The following is a 14,363-nucleotide window of genomic DNA, read 5'->3' as shown; positions in this document are numbered from 1 at the left end:
CACATATCACTACGTGATAGTTTTCCTATAAAAGCACCGTTTACCTAATTGCGAGACTTCTACGAACCAGAGGAGGAAGCATGAATATTGAAAAATTCCTCATGACAGCAGTCGGCTCGCTCAGCGTTGTGTGCCTCATCGGTTGGCTCATGGCTGATTATGAGTGGGCAACCAAGACCGCAACGGTTATAGGGTTTGGATTCCTCATCTCGGCCCTCCTCAATAAACGCAGGCAAGACAAGGCCGCGGGCCACCGCCGGGTAGCTGAAGAATCTGCGCAGTGACAACTCACCGGCTGGGCACGCAGCGCGGAAGATACACCTTCCCTCGGCTGCACAACTGCCCTATCTGCCAAACTTAGCGCCGATCCATGCAACGCGGGGCCAAGGTTTTGGCAACTAGGCGCGTTCTTCCTCTGATTCTTCTGCCGGCTCGTCCTGCGCCCGCCGCGCATTATCTGAAATCTCACGCGCTCTCTGCTCCAAGCTCTCCTGGGCGCGGGCCTGGGCTTGGGAGGAGCTATCGGCACGCGGCGGGGCTTGGATGAAGCGCTCGGAGTGCATTCCCAGTTGCAGCTCCTTGGCGCACAACACCTCCGCATCAATCTTGATGCCGACGATTAGCACAGTGTTCATCAACCACGTGGCCACGAAGACCGCCATGACCGTGCTCAACGCACCATAAGCGCTGGCCGCAGCGAGGTACTTCAGGTAGAGGCCTACCAAACCCCAGGACACGACCGTGCCTACAAGCGCCACCACGGAACCGGAGGTTATCCACCTAAAGCGCCCGGGACGCACGTTGGGACCGAAGTGATAGAGCACCGCGATGAGCGTGAGCACCACTACCACCGTGACGGGAAAGCGCAGCCAGTTCCACACCGGAAGGAAGATTCGCACCAAGTATGTGGCGGCATCCTCTAGTCCTACGTTGCGTGCAAGCGGAATCAATCCTTCATTAAGAACTGCATCACGCAGCAAGTTGGCAAAGAGCACGATGACCGCGCCGACCACGATGACTGCTGTCAGCCCCCACATCAGCGCCCACGTGTGGATGATGCCGCGGCCTTCCACCCGGCCGTACACGGTATTGGCTGTCCGCGAGAAGGCCCGCACATACGCCGACGCCGAAAACAGCGAGATGGCCAGGGAGATGATCAGAGCCAACGTACCCTGCGCGCTGGAGCCGATAATCGTGCCGACGACCGTATGGGCTTGTTCTGATAGCGACCCGGGGACGTATTGCTCAATGAACTCAGAAGTCAGCTGCTCCACTTCCGCTTGGCGGGAGGAGAAGATAAGCGTAGCGATGGAATAGGCGGCCAGCACCGTAGGTGCAAAAGCCATGAGCGTGAAGTAGGTCATCCCGGCGGCGCGGTCCATGAAGGCATCGTGGAAGAAGTCATTCCACGTGCGGCGGATGACCAGTCCCCAGCTCTCCTTGCGGAGCCGGTTGTCTCTGGAGAAAGGGTCGCGCTCCTCATCGTGGCCCTGGACCTCCAGGATGGTCGAGCTTTTAAACGGCACGATGGTCTCTGGCTCTTCGGCCGGAATAGCGTTGCCTCGGGTCTCCTCTTCGCTCATATCTGACCAGCGTATGCGGCACAGCCCGCATTCAGGGGAAGGACACTCGGGCCACAGGCTAGGCCGTGGTTACACTGGGGAGGCATGACTGAGAAGAACTCCGAGAACAAGATCAACGTAAAGTCCTTCGAGCTTGACCACCGGCTTGTCGACGCCCCCTATATTCGCGTCGCCGACCGCACTGACCTGGGCGGCGGGGTCGAGATTATCAAGTATGACCTGCGTTTCTGCCAGCCCAACAAAGAGCACCTCGGCACCGAAGCACTGCATTCGGTCGAGCACATGATGGCCAACTTCATGCGCAACTACACCGACAAGCTCATTGGCTTTGCTCCGATGGGTTGCCGCACCGGCTTCTACGCCATCACCAACGGCATGGAACAGGACGAGCTGCTCCGCGCTGTCGAGGGCTCGCTCAATGACATCCTCAACGCCACCGAGGTCCCCGCCGCCAACGAGGTGCAATGTGGCTGGGGCGCCCACCACTCACTCGAGGGCGCACAGGAGGCCGCACGCAATTTCCTCGCGGCCAAGGATGAGTGGCTCAACGTCATGGCCTAGCCACCCAAGTCCTCCTTAAATGCTCACACCCAGCCAGATGGGCTCCGGCTCCAGCGTCACGCCGAAGGCCTTCTGAACCCCGGCGCGGATGTCGCGGGCCAGCGCAACGATGTCGTCTGCGGTGGCCTCACCACGGTTGGTCAGCGCCAGGGTGTGCTTGGTAGACAGCGTTGCCCGGGCGCCGGCCCCTTCGCCCGGGTAGCCCTTGGCAAAGCCAGCGCGCTCGATGAGCCAGGCAGCGGACAGCTTTTCCTTTCCTTCTCCAGATGCGGTGCCGCTTGCCGGCACCGCATGGCGGGGCATGCGGTCCGCATCCTCGTCACCGCGGGCGGCGCGGACGGTGGCTTGGATAGAATCGGCAAGCTCGGGCTCGACGATGGGGTTGGTAAAGAAGGAACCGGCTGACCAAGTGTCGTGGTCGTCTGGGTCGAGCACCATGCCCTTGCCGCGACGCAGCTTCAGTACTTCCTCGCGGACGTCCGCGACCGGACGGCGCTCACCGGGGTTCTGAGTGAGCTGGCCAAAGCGCAGCGGCTTGGATAATCCATCAGTGGTCAGCTGCAGCTCAATAGCCAACACCACGCCGCGGCCAGTGAACTTCAGGTTGGAGTAACGGTAGGCCAGCTCCAGTTCTTCGGCCGGTACCCACTTGGCCGTCCGCGTAGCGCGCTCATAGAGGTAGACCTGCGTGAGGACGTCGGAGGTCTCCGCACCATAGGCGCCGACGTTCTGTACTGGTACGGCACCCGCATTGCCCGGGATGCCAGAGAGGCACTCGATGCCGCCCAGACCGCACTCCACGGTCAGGGCCACGACGTCATCCCACGCCGCGCCCGCATCAGCGCGCACGAGTCCGTTGGCCACGGTGACGTCGATGTCCTCGAAGTCGAGGGTGACCACCACGACATCCAACTGGCCTTCCGCCACCACGAGGTTGGAGCCGCCGCCGACGACGAGGTAGTCCTGGGAGGACTCGTCAAGCGCTGCCAACGCAGCGATGGCGGCCTCAGCGCTGGCGCAGCGCACCGTCACCAGCGGTGCACCACCGATGCGCAGCGTCGTGAGATCGGCGAAGGTGGTCTCGGAATCCAGAGTGACTCCGTCAATGTCAGCGAGGGTCAGGAATTTATCTAGCACGTCTACCAAGGTAGTCTGTAACTCATGTCAACCCGTAGCGAAAACACCGTTATCATCAACCAGCCCATCGATAAGGTGCACAAGGCACTGACCACTCGGGAGTACTGGGACTTCATCGTGGCCAAGCTGTCCCCGGAACCGGGTACCGTGCACGAGTTCACCGGCAACACCGCTGTGCTCTACGAAATTCTTCCGACCTCCCTCCTCCCGGAGGCTGTTCGCGCCATGGTCTCCCAGGACCTGAAGGAAAAGCGCACCGTGACCATCGGCGAGGTTGTCGATGATCAGATGTCCGTTTCCTTCACCGCTGACGTCAAGGGCACCCCGGTCGACTTCAAGGGTGACATCACCTACAAGTCCCAGGATGAGACCACCGTTCTGGACTATGTCTCCGAGGTTTCCGTCAACATCCCGATGATGGGCGCTGCCATCGAGCCGAAGGTCGCTGAGGCTCTGCAGGAGCTCTACACCAACGAGGGCAAGCTCACCGAAGAGTGGATCTCCAACAACCTCTAAACAACTCCCTACACCACAGTTGTTGCTATGGCCGATCATGCGCATAACCTGAAGGCTCAGGAAAGCGCTGGTCGGCCTTTCGGCGTTGTTACCCGCGGCACCACCAACCCCAACCGCCTGCGCCGCTGCGATCGGTGGATGGTGGCGCACCCTGAAATCTCTTCGCTGCTGCGCTCCACGAGTAAGCCGCTGGCTCTCGACGTCGGCTACGGCGCCTCCCATACCACCACCGTGGAGTGGGCGGGCTGGCTGCGCAGCGTTAACCCGAATACCCGGGTAACGGGCCTAGAGATTTCCCCCGAGCGCGTCTTGCCGCCGCGCGATGGCGTCACCTTTGAGCTGGGCGGCTTCGAGCTTGCCGGCTACCGCCCGCAGCTAGTGCGCGCCTTCAACGTGCTGCGCCAGTATGACGTTGACCAAGTAGAGAAAGCCTGGAACACGGTGACCTCGCGTCTTGCTCCGGGCGGCTTCTTCGTGGAGGGAACCTGCGATGAGCTAGGGCGCAGGGCGGCCTGGGTGCTTCTCAGCGCCGCCGGTCCACGCACGCTGACCCTCGCCTGGGATCCCTTCGACGTTCAGCGCCCCAGCGATATCGCGGAGCGCCTGCCCAAGATCCTCATCCACCGCAACGTGCCGGGTGAGCCAATCCATGAACTCCTGCAAGCGGCCGATGCCGCCTGGGACCGCGCCGCCGGCTGGTCTCCTTATGGACCGCGGGTGCGCTGGCGCATGGCGCGTAAAGAACTCCGACAGACAGTGCCCATCCATCCGGTGAACCGCCGCCTGCGGGATAACGTGCTCACAGTGGATTGGGAACTCGTAGTTGGCCAACTTTAAGCCCGTGCGCCACACTAGTAGTCATGGCTTCTTCTAAATCTCCCGCCTCAACGGCCTGGAAAATTTTCATCGGCGTGCTCGTTGCACTCCTGCTCATCATCTTGGTAGCTGAGCTCGGTATACGCTGGTTCTTGGGCTCACAGATGAAGAGCGAATTCACCCAGTCCGCCAAGGAGCAAGGCGTGGAGACCTCCGAGGAACCGGAGGTGAGCTTTGGTGCCAGCCCCATGGTCTTTGGCATGCTCAACGGCAAGATTCCGCAGATGGATATGAAGACCCCGTCCACGCTACAGATTGAGGGCACTAACATCATCGGCCAACCGGCCGCTGATATTCACGTCGAAGACATGACGCTGTCCCAGGAGCCGGTCGCGGGCACGCTGCGGGCTTCGACGACGGTCCCGGATCAATTCCTACTGGCCAGCTTCCAAAAGGCTATTGCTGAGCAGTCCGGCTATGACGCGCTGGGCAACCTCGTGGTGACCGCGATTACCGCCAACGATGCCGAGGATGACCTCGAAGTGGAATTTGCCGGTGGCCTGGCCACGCTCTCGCTCAAGCCGGAAGCTCGCGACGGCAAGCTCGCCATCGATGCGAAGGAAGCATCGCTCTTCGGCTTCGACCTGCCCGAGCAGGCCACCTCCGCGATTTCGAATGCCTTGGCCGAAGGCATGGAGGAACAGCTCGCGGGCCAGCAGCTGACCTTCGAATCCGTGGATGTTGGGGCTGGCGAACTCACGCTCACCCTCATTGGCCACGACGTTCCGATGAGCGAGCTCGATTCCGCTACCGCACCAGCACAGCAGGCACCGGCTAATTAAGACCTAAGACTCTCCACGGAGAGTTGCGTATCCAGGGCTTCGTCGTCTGAAACGACGGAGCCCGTTTCAATGAGGCACTGATAACCTGCCTGTTCGGCAGCACGCAGATACTCCGCCACCGGCAGAGCTGGATGCTCAGGAAGAATGAGACCCAAGCGCACGGGCAGCGGGCAGGCCTCGCGGAGGGTGACGAGCTCGGAGAGCAGCGAGGTGGCATCCCCTAGCAGCGCATCCACCGCAACCCACACCTCGGCCGCACCTGATTGCACGGCCAGCCGCGCCTCCGCCGCCTTCACCAAAGAGTGGTGGCGCCCGGTGGGATAGCCGGCAACTGCAATGACGTGCTCGGCGCCCTCGGCGGCAAGCACGTGGTGCGGGGAGACAAGCACTCTTTGCTGCCCCGCTGACTGGGTTCGCGCCTCCTCCACGGAGGCCTCAAGCAGGTTCAGCATTAGTAGGAATAATCGCCGTTGATGATGGCCTTGAGCTGCGGGCGCACATCGAACCAGTACACGCCGGTGATAATGGCACCAATCCAGCTGACAAAGGGCAGCGGCAGGTTCATCAACAGGGCGGAGCCGAAGAGCAACCCGACCCATACCCACTTGTTCTGGCGGTCACCGGCGCGGAAGGCGTCCTCCCGCGTCATCGCTGCCAGAACGGCACCAAAGAGGGCGAAGAGGGATACCGCCATGAAAATGTAGTGCGGTATCGACGCAATGGTGTTAAGAAAAGTATGCATCAAGAAAGACTAACTAGTTCTCGTCAACTACTTCGCCGTCAATGACATCGTCATTCGGCTTCGGGGCATAAGGGTTGCGCGGGCTCTGCGGCTCCTGCGGCTGCTGGGCATGCTTGCCCTCCGCGCGCTGCTCCTTGGCATTGTTGATAGCGCCCTGCACACCCTCACGGGTCTCGTTGAAGGCGGTGTTGAAATCCTCACGAGCCTTCTCGAAAGACTCCGAGTTGCGGGTCTCACGGGCGGCGGAGGACACAGACTCCCCAATATTCTTCGCCGTGGAGGTCACGCGGTCGAAGAAGGACTCCTCCTTCGCGGTGCCATCACCCATGCCTGCCTCGTCGGCAGCGCGGGCGATGCGATCCGCTTGTGCGCTCTGGGCTTGGTTCTGGCGCTCCTCCTTGAAACGGCCACCAAAATCCTTGGCCACATCAAAAGCAGAGGAACCGGCATTCTTGATTGAGTCAAATACGGACATGGTCGTCACTCCTTGTTAGACGCCAAAAAGCAGATGATTAACAGTGTAGATAACCAACCCAGCCAGCGCACCCACGACCGTGCCGTTGAGGCGAATGAACTGCAGGTCCTTGCCCACCATGAGCTCGATATTCTCGGAAGCCTCCTCGGCATCCCAGCGCTTAATGGTCTCCGGAATAATCGCGATGATCTCCGGTGCGAATTTCTCCACCGCGTAGCGCGCGGCCTTGTCCACCAGCTCGTTGGCCTGGGCCAGGAACTCCGAATCCTCCAGCAAGCGGTGCGCCAATTCCTTCACCTTGGCGGTGATCTTCTGACGCAGGAAGGACTCCGGGTCGGTGAGCTGCTCAATGAGCGTGGAGGAGACCGTCGCCCACATGGCCGCCGGCGCCTTCTGCGCCTGATCGGAGGCCAGCATCTCCTGCTTAATTCCCTCGATGCGCCCGCGCATATCTTCATCCCACTGCAGGTCCGAGGCCAGCTTGGATAGGTTGCGGCGAATGGCTAGGCGGGCTTCGTGGTTGCCGTTGCGGCGCACCTCATCGGCGAATTCCACGAGCTCTGCGTAGACCTTCTCCCCCACCATCTCGCGGGCAAAGCGCGGTGCCCAGCCGGGCATGCGCTCATCAATGGCGGTGACCACCGTGGATTCCATGCCGAGGATCTTCCCGTGCGTCCAGTCAATGAGGTCATCCTCCAACGGCCGCGCCTTGCCATCCGCGATGTAGCCCTCCAACAGGCGTCCCAGCGGCGGGCCCCACTCCGGCTCTGCCAGACGGTCCATGACTTGGGTGCGGATGAACTGCTCCGCCTCCGCCGGGTCTAGGTCTGCGACCACGCTGGCTGCGCGCTCACCAATCCACGCGGAGACCTCCTCCGCCCGTCCAGGCTCCACGCCCTGGTGCGCCAGCCACAGCGGTATCTCGGCCTCCCGCACCTTGGCGCTGAGCGCATCCGCGGTGAGGAAGTTCTCCTCCACGAAGTCCTTGAGCGCATCACCCACGCGGTCCTTATTATTCGGGATAAGCGCCGTGTGCGGGATGGGCAGGCCCATCGGCCGGCGGAAGAGGGCGGTCACGGCAAACCAGTCCGCCAGTCCACCGACCATGCCTGCCTCCGCCGCCGCGCGCACGTACCCCACCCACACCGGTGCCCCGCTTGCCGACGCCTGCCACCACGAGCACCCCAAAAAGATCACCGCCGCACCAATCAGGAAGGACAGCGCAATCGCCTTCCAGCGGCGCAGGTCCGCCCGGCGCGCCTCCTGGTTTCCTGGCTGCGGCACAAACGACGTCTGCGCCGCCGACGTTTCCTTAGCCGGCTCAAGCCCTGCGTCTGCGCGGTGCGTCATGGGTTGGTTCTCCTTGGGGTAAACGAGGCTTCGTGATGGATAGCTAATCCATCAATCAACATTAGTGCGCGTAACGGACACACTCGATCGCCGCCAACACTAAGATCGACTCCTAGCTTTATGAACGCCAGCCTGCCGAGGGCTATTCCACTGAATTGAAGGGTGAACTAGGTGGCAAGACTCAGCCTCAAAGCAATCGAAGAACGCATCAAGCCGCTTGCTGGGAAAGATGAGTATGACCGCGAGTTCATCTTCGATCTCATGCTCGCCTACGGCCGTTCCAAGGGAAATATCACCCGCCTTCGTAACGGCTCACTCAACATCGCTGACGATCTGGAACACGAAGTAGCTCAGAAGAATGTCATCTACTTCCGCGAAACGACAGGTGGTCTGACTGAATTCCATCGCGCCCCTGTTTATAAACAAGCTCAAAGGAGGATTTGCCAAGACCTACGCCAACGCCGAGCAGCTGAATAAGCTGCTCGGCCCACGAGTTCTATTAACAAATTTTGAAATGAGTCAATTAATGCAAAACGAATCCGCCCCCTTAGCTCAACTAATTACCAGTCTTCGCAAGATAGAGACCGAAATTTCCCTCGATAATCGCACCAGTGCAGAGGACCAACTGAAAGTCCCGATCCACAACTTCCTTACTGAAATAGGCCAAAATCGCACAACCCAGGTCAACGTGGTAACAGAACACCGTCAAGGCAAGAATGATTCAGTCCAAGGGGTTCGACTGGACATGGCTGTCAAAAACGGTCGAGGACAGCTAACCGGACATATAGAGTTAAAAGCTCCTACTAAATCAGCCAATCCATACCGGCCCACAGGGTGGACGAAACACGACAAATCTCAATGGAAACGCTTGTCCAATCACCCCAACTTGATTTATACAAATGGCTGGGAGTGGACACTTCTGCGACACGAATCAGACCGCCCTGTCTCCCACCTAGTGCTCAATCCCAACGCAGATGACGCCGTTCCTGATGAACAAAAGAGTGAGTTAGCAAGTCTGCTAGACCAGTTCCTCTCTTGGAAGCCGACCACACCATCGTCACCGCCAGGCCTCGCTGGCACGCTTGCCCCATTGACCAGATTCCTACGTGACACCGTTCACGAAGTTCTGACAGACAATCACCTCGACGCCCTCGACAACTTATACAAGTCTTGGTCAGCTGAGCTGATGCCAGGTGCAACAAAGCCACAGTTCGCTGATTCCTTTGCCCAAACTTTTACTTACGCCTTGCTACTGGCACGTGTGGAATCAGATACCCCAGCTGAAGACTTCAACGCAAACTCCATCACCCCAGACCTCCGCAAAAATGGCCACCGCCTACTAGGGTCAGTCCTCGAACTCATGGCGCAAAAGACCAACCGTGAGCTAGTTGAAGGCCCCGTCTCTCTGCTTGAAGCAACCATCGGCGCCGTCAATGTGGATAAATTCACCAAAAACGCCGACCCTTGGCTCTACTTCTACGAGGACTTTCTCGCATCATACGACCCTAAAATGCGCGCCGATGCCGGAGTCTATTACACCCCCGTCGAAATCGTAGAAGCCCAAGTTCGTCTACTAGATGAAATCCTTAAAACTCGCTTCGGTCGTCAAGACGGACTGGGAGATGAGAGTACAAATATCCTGGACAATGCAACAGGGACCGCAACCTACCCTTTGGCTGTTGCCCGTCATGTTCTAAATAGTGCAGCTTCCAAGCAAGATGCGGCACGTAGTCTTGCGAAACGACTATTCGCCTTCGAATTGCTGATGGGTCCGTACTCGGTCGCACACATGCGATTGACCCAACTTTTAGAATCAACAGGGGTCGAGCTCGGGAAAGACGGTGTCCAAGTCTTTCTCACGAATTCGCTTACTGACCCTGGAGAAATCTCTGATGTAAACGAACAGATTTCCTTGTGGGAAGTTATGGAGGATATAAACGAGGAAAACCGTAAGGCTGGGCTCGTTAAGAACTCACGTACCCCAATACGTGTCATCCTTGGCAACCCCCCTTATGACCGCGGCTCAAAGAAGAAGGCACTCGGCGCTGGCTCTGCCCGTTACAAGAACATCATCCTAGAAGAATCAAACGGCAAGCCCCCGCTTATCGACGCCTTTATGGAACCGCTAAAAGCACTGGGCTTAGGGCAACAAGCACCCAACTTGTACAACTCCTACGTCTATTTCATCCGTTGGGCCATCTGGAAGGCCTGCGAACAGCACAAAAACCAAACTGGTGTTGTCAGCTATATCACCAGCTCATCCTACCTGCGAGGCCCTGGTTTTGTGGGAATGCGTGAGTACATGCGCCGGGTCTTTGATGAACTATGGATCGTTGACCTTGGAGGCGAAGGCCGAGGCAGCCGCAAGGAAGACAATGTCTTCGCTATCCAGACTCCGGTTGCCATTTTCTTCGGCATCCAGCATGAAAAAACTTCAACAGGAACGATCAAAAAGAATTCCGATCGCCTGCGGCAAAAAGCAGTAGTCCATTACAAACGCATCACCGGCACTCGTAATGAGAAACTGGCTGAAATGGAAAAACTACAGCCACCATCAGTTGACAACGGTTGGCAAACAATAGAGCCGAAGGAATGGGGAGACAAATTTGTTCCCACCTCCGAAGGCGCGTTGTCGGATGGGGTGACGTTGGACATTATTTTCCCCTGGGTACAGTCCGGTGCAAAATTCCAACGCAAATGGCCTATCGCTGTAACTGCAGAAGCGCTTAATACACGATGGGATACTCTTTTTGAATCGGGCAGTGCCAATTCCGGACTGTTTGCTCCAGATCGCGACAGAACCGTTGATTCTCGCCGCAATAATCTTTTTACTGATGAACCTCTACCGCCACTGAAAGAACCAAGTGCCTATGCGACAAAGCAGCAGCCCACTAGATACGGATGCCGCAGTTTTGACCGCCAATGGTGCCTGCCTGATCACCGCGTAGGGACTTACATCCGCCAACAGCTTTGGGACACACTAAGCGACCGTCAAATCTTCCTTGTCTCGCTGTCATCCACATCACTTAGCAAAGGACCAGCTGTAACAGTTAGCCCTTATGTTCCTGATTTACATTTCTTTCGAGGCTCTTTCGGCGCAAAGGATACCTACCCACTGTATCGTTCCTGTACAGCGGAAGAAGAAAACCTTTCCAGCGCGCTCTTAGCTACGTTGAAAGTCACATACGGCAGGGAGGTTAGCGGCTTCGAAGTTGCCGCCTACGTCGTTGGCTTGCTAGGTACGTCGGCATACACCAAACAGTTTGAAGATGAGCTGGCAGAATCAACAGCGCATGTCCCTTTTACTGCCGACGCGGAGCTTTTCGACAAAATAGTAGAATTCGGACGTCGAATTATCTTTGAACAGACCTGGGGTGAACGTGGGGCTCAACTCAACGAGTTCGGGCAGCCCACTGGCCATCGGTTCCGCGGCCACGCCGTTATCGGCGCCCCAACCACCACGACTGGCTATCCCGAGTCTTGGTCCTATGACGCAGAGACCAGCAGTCTCACCGTTGGGAATGGCCGCTTTGATCACGTTTCAGCGGAAATTATGGACTATGAAGTTTCCGGAATGAATGTTGTAGCGTCCTGGCTGGGATACCGAATGAAAGCTCCAGCTGGTAAATCATCTTCTCCGTTGGACCAAATTCAAGCACATACGTGGCAGCATGACACTGAGTTGTTAGAGCTGCTCTGGCAACTAGAGTTCATGATCCACGCCGAAGCTGAAGGCAACAAATTACTACAAGAAGTCCTTAGTGGTGAGAAAATCAGCCCGAAAGACCTAGGCGTCCCCACTGACGCGGAACGCAAGGCACCACCGAAGAAAAAGCGAGGGACGATTGACTTCTAGAGTCAACGCAACCACCAGCGCCGATACCTGTAATTCGTGGATAAAAAAGACGGGCGGCCTGCCACTGCTGCATCAGGACCGGCAAACGAATAGACCCAGTTTAGGTGTACGAAAAGTTTGAACCGGACACATCTGATTCCACACGAAGTGTTCCCTTAGGACACAAGTAGCCAAAGCGAAAAGCACCTGTTTCCAGCAGCTTCTGGAAACAGGTGCTAATTGATTTCAAGGAGCAATGCTCTCGGAATTAGTCATCAACCTTTACAAAGGAACAGCCTTGGTAGATGATCTGGTCGTCCTTCGTGGAGAAGGATTCTTCTTCGCCCTTCAGGCCGTCGGACTCCATCTCGTCGTCCAAGCTCTTTTCGTCGCCTGGCTCGCCCATGTGCTCCAGGGTGAAGATCTTTTCATCTTGGTCAACGGAGCCGCTAAACACCGTTCCATCAGTAGTGATTGAGAATTCATCGCCATCAATCTCAATCTGTGCGGAGCCTTCATTGCCGATGTACTCGTACTTGCCATCCAATTCGGAGCTACCGCAGGATGCCAGAGTTAAGGAGCAACCAAGAGCTAAAGCAGCGGCGGCAACGGGACGAAACGCATAAGAACCTCCAAGAGAGACCAGAGAATTTTCTGGCAAAAACCTTACAAGATCAACTCACGTCCGGTTCCCCGAATGCCTTAAACTCAGCGCGCTACGCCACGTGCCCAGTCATAAGAAGACCTCTCACCAGCAGGTAAGAAAGGCTGCCTAGTAAATACAGTCTTGTTCTTGGGGTTGCCCGCAAATCGTGGACACGTAGTGGAGCTACCTAGTGGTTAGGCAGCTATTTCTTTTCTGCTGGTGGTTGAACCGGTGTGGTTCTCGAAGTCGACGGGGCTGACCATCCCCAGTGCGGAGTGCCGGCGCCGACGGTTGTAGACGACTTCAATCCAGTAGGCAACGGCCTTATGCGCGGCATCACGGGTCGCCCAGCGCTTACGGTCGTAGAACTCGGTTTTAAGCGTGGACCAGAACGACTCAGCCATCGCGTTATCGAAGCACACACCAGTACGCCCCACGGACTGAGCAATGCCCAGGCTGCGGCACACCTCCCAGAGCTTGGACCCGACCCCTGTTAGGTAGACACCTGATATCCAGCCCGGTTGGGTTGGGAAGAAAGGTAATCTACCACCATGCCTAGGTACTCCGAACAGTTCAAACGTGATGCTGTGGCCCTCTACGAAAACAATGAGGACCTATCACTTCACGCGGCTTCAGCAGAGCTTGGAGTCAATCGCTCCTCACTTTATTCCTGGCTTAAGCAGTACGGCACCGGCAAACGTGCCCGCACGAAGACCATGCGTGACAAGGCCCAGGCGACCACTGATTCTGAACGGATCCGCCAGCTAGAAAAAGAAAACGCGAAACTGCGCGAAGAACGCGACATCCTGCGCAAGGCCGCGAAATATTTTGCTTAAAGAGACACGCTGGTAATCCGCTTCCAGTTTGTCGATGACCACCAAACCGAATACTCGGTCAAGCGGATGTGCCACGTGTTAAATCTCAATCGCTCCTCGTTCTACAAATGGCTCAACATCCGCCAAGAACGCAGGTTAAAGACGTGTTCCGATGCCCTTATTGGTGCGAGAATCAAGACCATCTTCGATAATGAGCACGGGCTTTATGGTGCTAAACGCATCGCTGCAAGCCTCAACGACGAGGCGGACTTTCCCCCGATCAACCACAAGAAGGTCGCACGCATCATGAAATCCATGGGGCTGAAAGGCTTTACTAAACGGCGTCGATGCATCACCACCAGGCGCAAGCCTGGCCATCGAGTCATGCCCGATTTAATAGGCCGCAAATTCACCGCTGACAGGCCGAACCACGTCTACGTAGGCGATATCACCTTCAGGATACCTCTCGTCGTGAACATCCCAATGCGTGTGTGATCTGCGCGTAGCTAGCACCATCAAGGCACATCGCGATGATCTGCTTGAAGTTGGCCACAAGGACCAGCTCCTTCCAAGTAGAAGTTGACGCAACACCAGCGGATTGTGGTGTCGCCAACATCAACTATGAAAGAAAACCCCCTTGCAGTACCGGGTACGCAGAACACCGGTACCAACTACGCGGACTCGCGGTACCAACTACCCCAAATCGACAGGTGGCATGCGCGGCGACATCGTCTTCCGCCTCACGGTGCCGTCCGCGCGCTGTGGCTGCTCCCTGCCGGAGCTCATGGGCTGGGTGGTCAAGGCCAACCAGGAGCAAGCCGTCGTGACCTCCTACCTCATCCTCAATGACGGCCACGAGGACTTGAACCTGCTGCTTCTCGGCCGCATTTCCACCGCCTGGGACTACAGCGACGCCCAGCTGCGGGCGCAGCTGGGCGGGATCCTCGCGCACATGTGGGTCTATGCCGAGGACTTCTACCGAGAGATCAACCCCAAGCGCGAGCTCGAGTACGTCTTTGAAAGTGGAGACTGACGAAAGGATTGG

16 protein-coding genes and 2 pseudogenes are annotated in these 14,363 nt (G+C 57.6%); 10 read left to right on the top strand and 8 right to left on the bottom strand.

The genetic code is table 11. The annotated features are described in order from the left end of the window. Positions 1–80: 80 nt before the first annotated feature. Positions 81–284, top strand: coding sequence for a hypothetical protein (locus tag CAURIM_RS01445; RefSeq protein ID WP_201828748.1), 204 nt, complete (start codon positions 81–83; stop codon positions 282–284). Between the two features lie 114 nt (positions 285–398). On the opposite strand, the gene CAURIM_RS01440 is transcribed toward CAURIM_RS01445, so the two are convergent. Then, positions 399–1,583 carry a YihY/virulence factor BrkB family protein gene (locus tag CAURIM_RS01440; protein ID WP_236659338.1) on the bottom strand — a complete coding sequence of 395 codons (1,185 nt, stop codon included), beginning with the start codon at positions 1,581–1,583 and terminating at the stop codon, positions 399–401. Between the two features lie 84 nt (positions 1,584–1,667). Between CAURIM_RS01440 and CAURIM_RS01435 the strand changes: the two genes are divergently transcribed. Next, a complete protein-coding gene (locus CAURIM_RS01435; protein WP_201828749.1) occupies positions 1,668–2,144 on the top strand; it encodes an S-ribosylhomocysteine lyase in 477 nt (158 codons plus the stop codon). Positions 2,145–2,159: 15 nt separating this feature from the next. On the opposite strand, the gene CAURIM_RS01430 is transcribed toward CAURIM_RS01435, so the two are convergent. Then, positions 2,160–3,281, bottom strand: a complete 1,122-nt coding sequence (locus tag CAURIM_RS01430) for a UDP-N-acetylmuramate dehydrogenase (protein ID WP_201828750.1) — start codon at positions 3,279–3,281, stop codon at positions 2,160–2,162. A gap of 24 nt (positions 3,282–3,305) precedes the next feature. Here CAURIM_RS01430 and CAURIM_RS01425 point away from each other — a divergent pair, with 24 nt between their 5' ends. From CAURIM_RS01425 to CAURIM_RS01415, 3 genes are read left to right on the top strand one after another with little or no spacing between them, the layout of a single operon-like run. After that, positions 3,306–3,797, top strand: coding sequence for a DUF2505 domain-containing protein (locus CAURIM_RS01425; protein WP_070645756.1), 492 nt, complete (start codon positions 3,306–3,308; stop codon positions 3,795–3,797). Between the two features lie 27 nt (positions 3,798–3,824). Next, positions 3,825–4,634, top strand: coding sequence for a class I SAM-dependent methyltransferase (locus CAURIM_RS01420; protein WP_070443992.1), 810 nt, complete (start codon positions 3,825–3,827; stop codon positions 4,632–4,634). 23 nt (positions 4,635–4,657) lie between these two features. Then, the gene (locus CAURIM_RS01415) at positions 4,658–5,455 is read left to right on the top strand and encodes an LmeA family phospholipid-binding protein (RefSeq protein WP_070443995.1); all 798 of its coding nucleotides are present in this window, start codon (positions 4,658–4,660) and stop codon (positions 5,453–5,455) included. On the opposite strand, the gene CAURIM_RS01410 is transcribed toward CAURIM_RS01415, so the two are convergent. The 4 genes from CAURIM_RS01410 to CAURIM_RS01395 are packed head-to-tail and all read right to left on the bottom strand — an operon-like array spanning position 5,452 to position 8,022. After that, positions 5,452–5,907, bottom strand: coding sequence for a deoxyribose-phosphate aldolase (locus tag CAURIM_RS01410; protein ID WP_201828751.1), 456 nt, complete (start codon positions 5,905–5,907; stop codon positions 5,452–5,454). The two genes, CAURIM_RS01415 and CAURIM_RS01410, sit on opposite strands and share 4 nt — an antisense overlap. After that, complete coding sequence (locus CAURIM_RS01405; RefSeq protein ID WP_201828752.1) at positions 5,907–6,197, bottom strand: DUF2516 family protein; 291 nt, start codon at positions 6,195–6,197, stop codon at positions 5,907–5,909. The genes CAURIM_RS01410 and CAURIM_RS01405 overlap by 1 nt, the downstream gene beginning before the upstream one ends. Before the next feature lie 13 nt (positions 6,198–6,210). Continuing rightward, entirely contained in the window at positions 6,211–6,672 is a 462-nt protein-coding gene (locus CAURIM_RS01400) for a CGLAU_01105 family protein (protein ID WP_070444004.1), read from the bottom strand. A gap of 15 nt (positions 6,673–6,687) precedes the next feature. Continuing rightward, positions 6,688–8,022 (bottom strand): DUF445 domain-containing protein, encoded by a 1,335-nt coding sequence (locus CAURIM_RS01395; protein ID WP_201828753.1) that lies wholly within the window; start codon positions 8,020–8,022, stop codon positions 6,688–6,690. Positions 8,023–8,193: 171 nt separating this feature from the next. Here CAURIM_RS01395 and CAURIM_RS01390 point away from each other — a divergent pair. Together CAURIM_RS01390 and CAURIM_RS01385 are read left to right on the top strand one after the other, a co-directional pair. Then, positions 8,194–8,421: pseudogene (locus CAURIM_RS01390) on the top strand (type IIL restriction-modification enzyme MmeI); the annotation flags it as partial. A 127-nt stretch (positions 8,422–8,548) separates the two neighbouring features. Next, a complete protein-coding gene (locus CAURIM_RS01385; protein ID WP_201828754.1) occupies positions 8,549–11,878 on the top strand; it encodes a type ISP restriction/modification enzyme in 3,330 nt (1,109 codons plus the stop codon). 247 nt (positions 11,879–12,125) lie between these two features. On the opposite strand, the gene CAURIM_RS01380 is transcribed toward CAURIM_RS01385, so the two are convergent. After that, a complete protein-coding gene (locus CAURIM_RS01380; protein WP_201828755.1) occupies positions 12,126–12,518 on the bottom strand; it encodes a hypothetical protein in 393 nt (130 codons plus the stop codon). Between the two features lie 179 nt (positions 12,519–12,697). Continuing rightward, positions 12,698–12,985, bottom strand: a pseudogene (locus CAURIM_RS01375) (integrase core domain-containing protein); the annotation flags it as partial. A gap of 69 nt (positions 12,986–13,054) precedes the next feature. Between CAURIM_RS01375 and CAURIM_RS01370 the strand changes: the two are divergent. The 3 genes from CAURIM_RS01370 (at position 13,055) to CAURIM_RS01360 (ending at position 14,351) form a co-directional block, all read left to right on the top strand. Continuing rightward, positions 13,055–13,339 carry an IS3 family transposase gene (locus tag CAURIM_RS01370; RefSeq protein WP_070444015.1) on the top strand — a complete coding sequence of 95 codons (285 nt, stop codon included), beginning with the start codon at positions 13,055–13,057 and terminating at the stop codon, positions 13,337–13,339. Between the two features lie 66 nt (positions 13,340–13,405). Continuing rightward, positions 13,406–13,813, top strand: a complete 408-nt coding sequence (locus CAURIM_RS01365) for an IS3 family transposase (protein ID WP_141740705.1) — start codon at positions 13,406–13,408, stop codon at positions 13,811–13,813. A 220-nt stretch (positions 13,814–14,033) separates the two neighbouring features. Then, positions 14,034–14,351: a hypothetical protein gene (locus CAURIM_RS01360; protein ID WP_201828756.1), complete on the top strand. Its 318-nt coding sequence runs from the start codon at positions 14,034–14,036 to the stop codon at positions 14,349–14,351. Positions 14,352–14,363: the final 12 nt, after the last annotated feature.

This window comes from Corynebacterium aurimucosum (assembly GCF_030408555.1).
GTDB classification, from domain to species: domain Bacteria; phylum Actinomycetota; class Actinomycetes; order Mycobacteriales; family Mycobacteriaceae; genus Corynebacterium; species Corynebacterium aurimucosum.
Note: the sequence above shows the minus strand (reverse complement) of the source record. Positions and strands in the feature narration are given on the sequence as shown.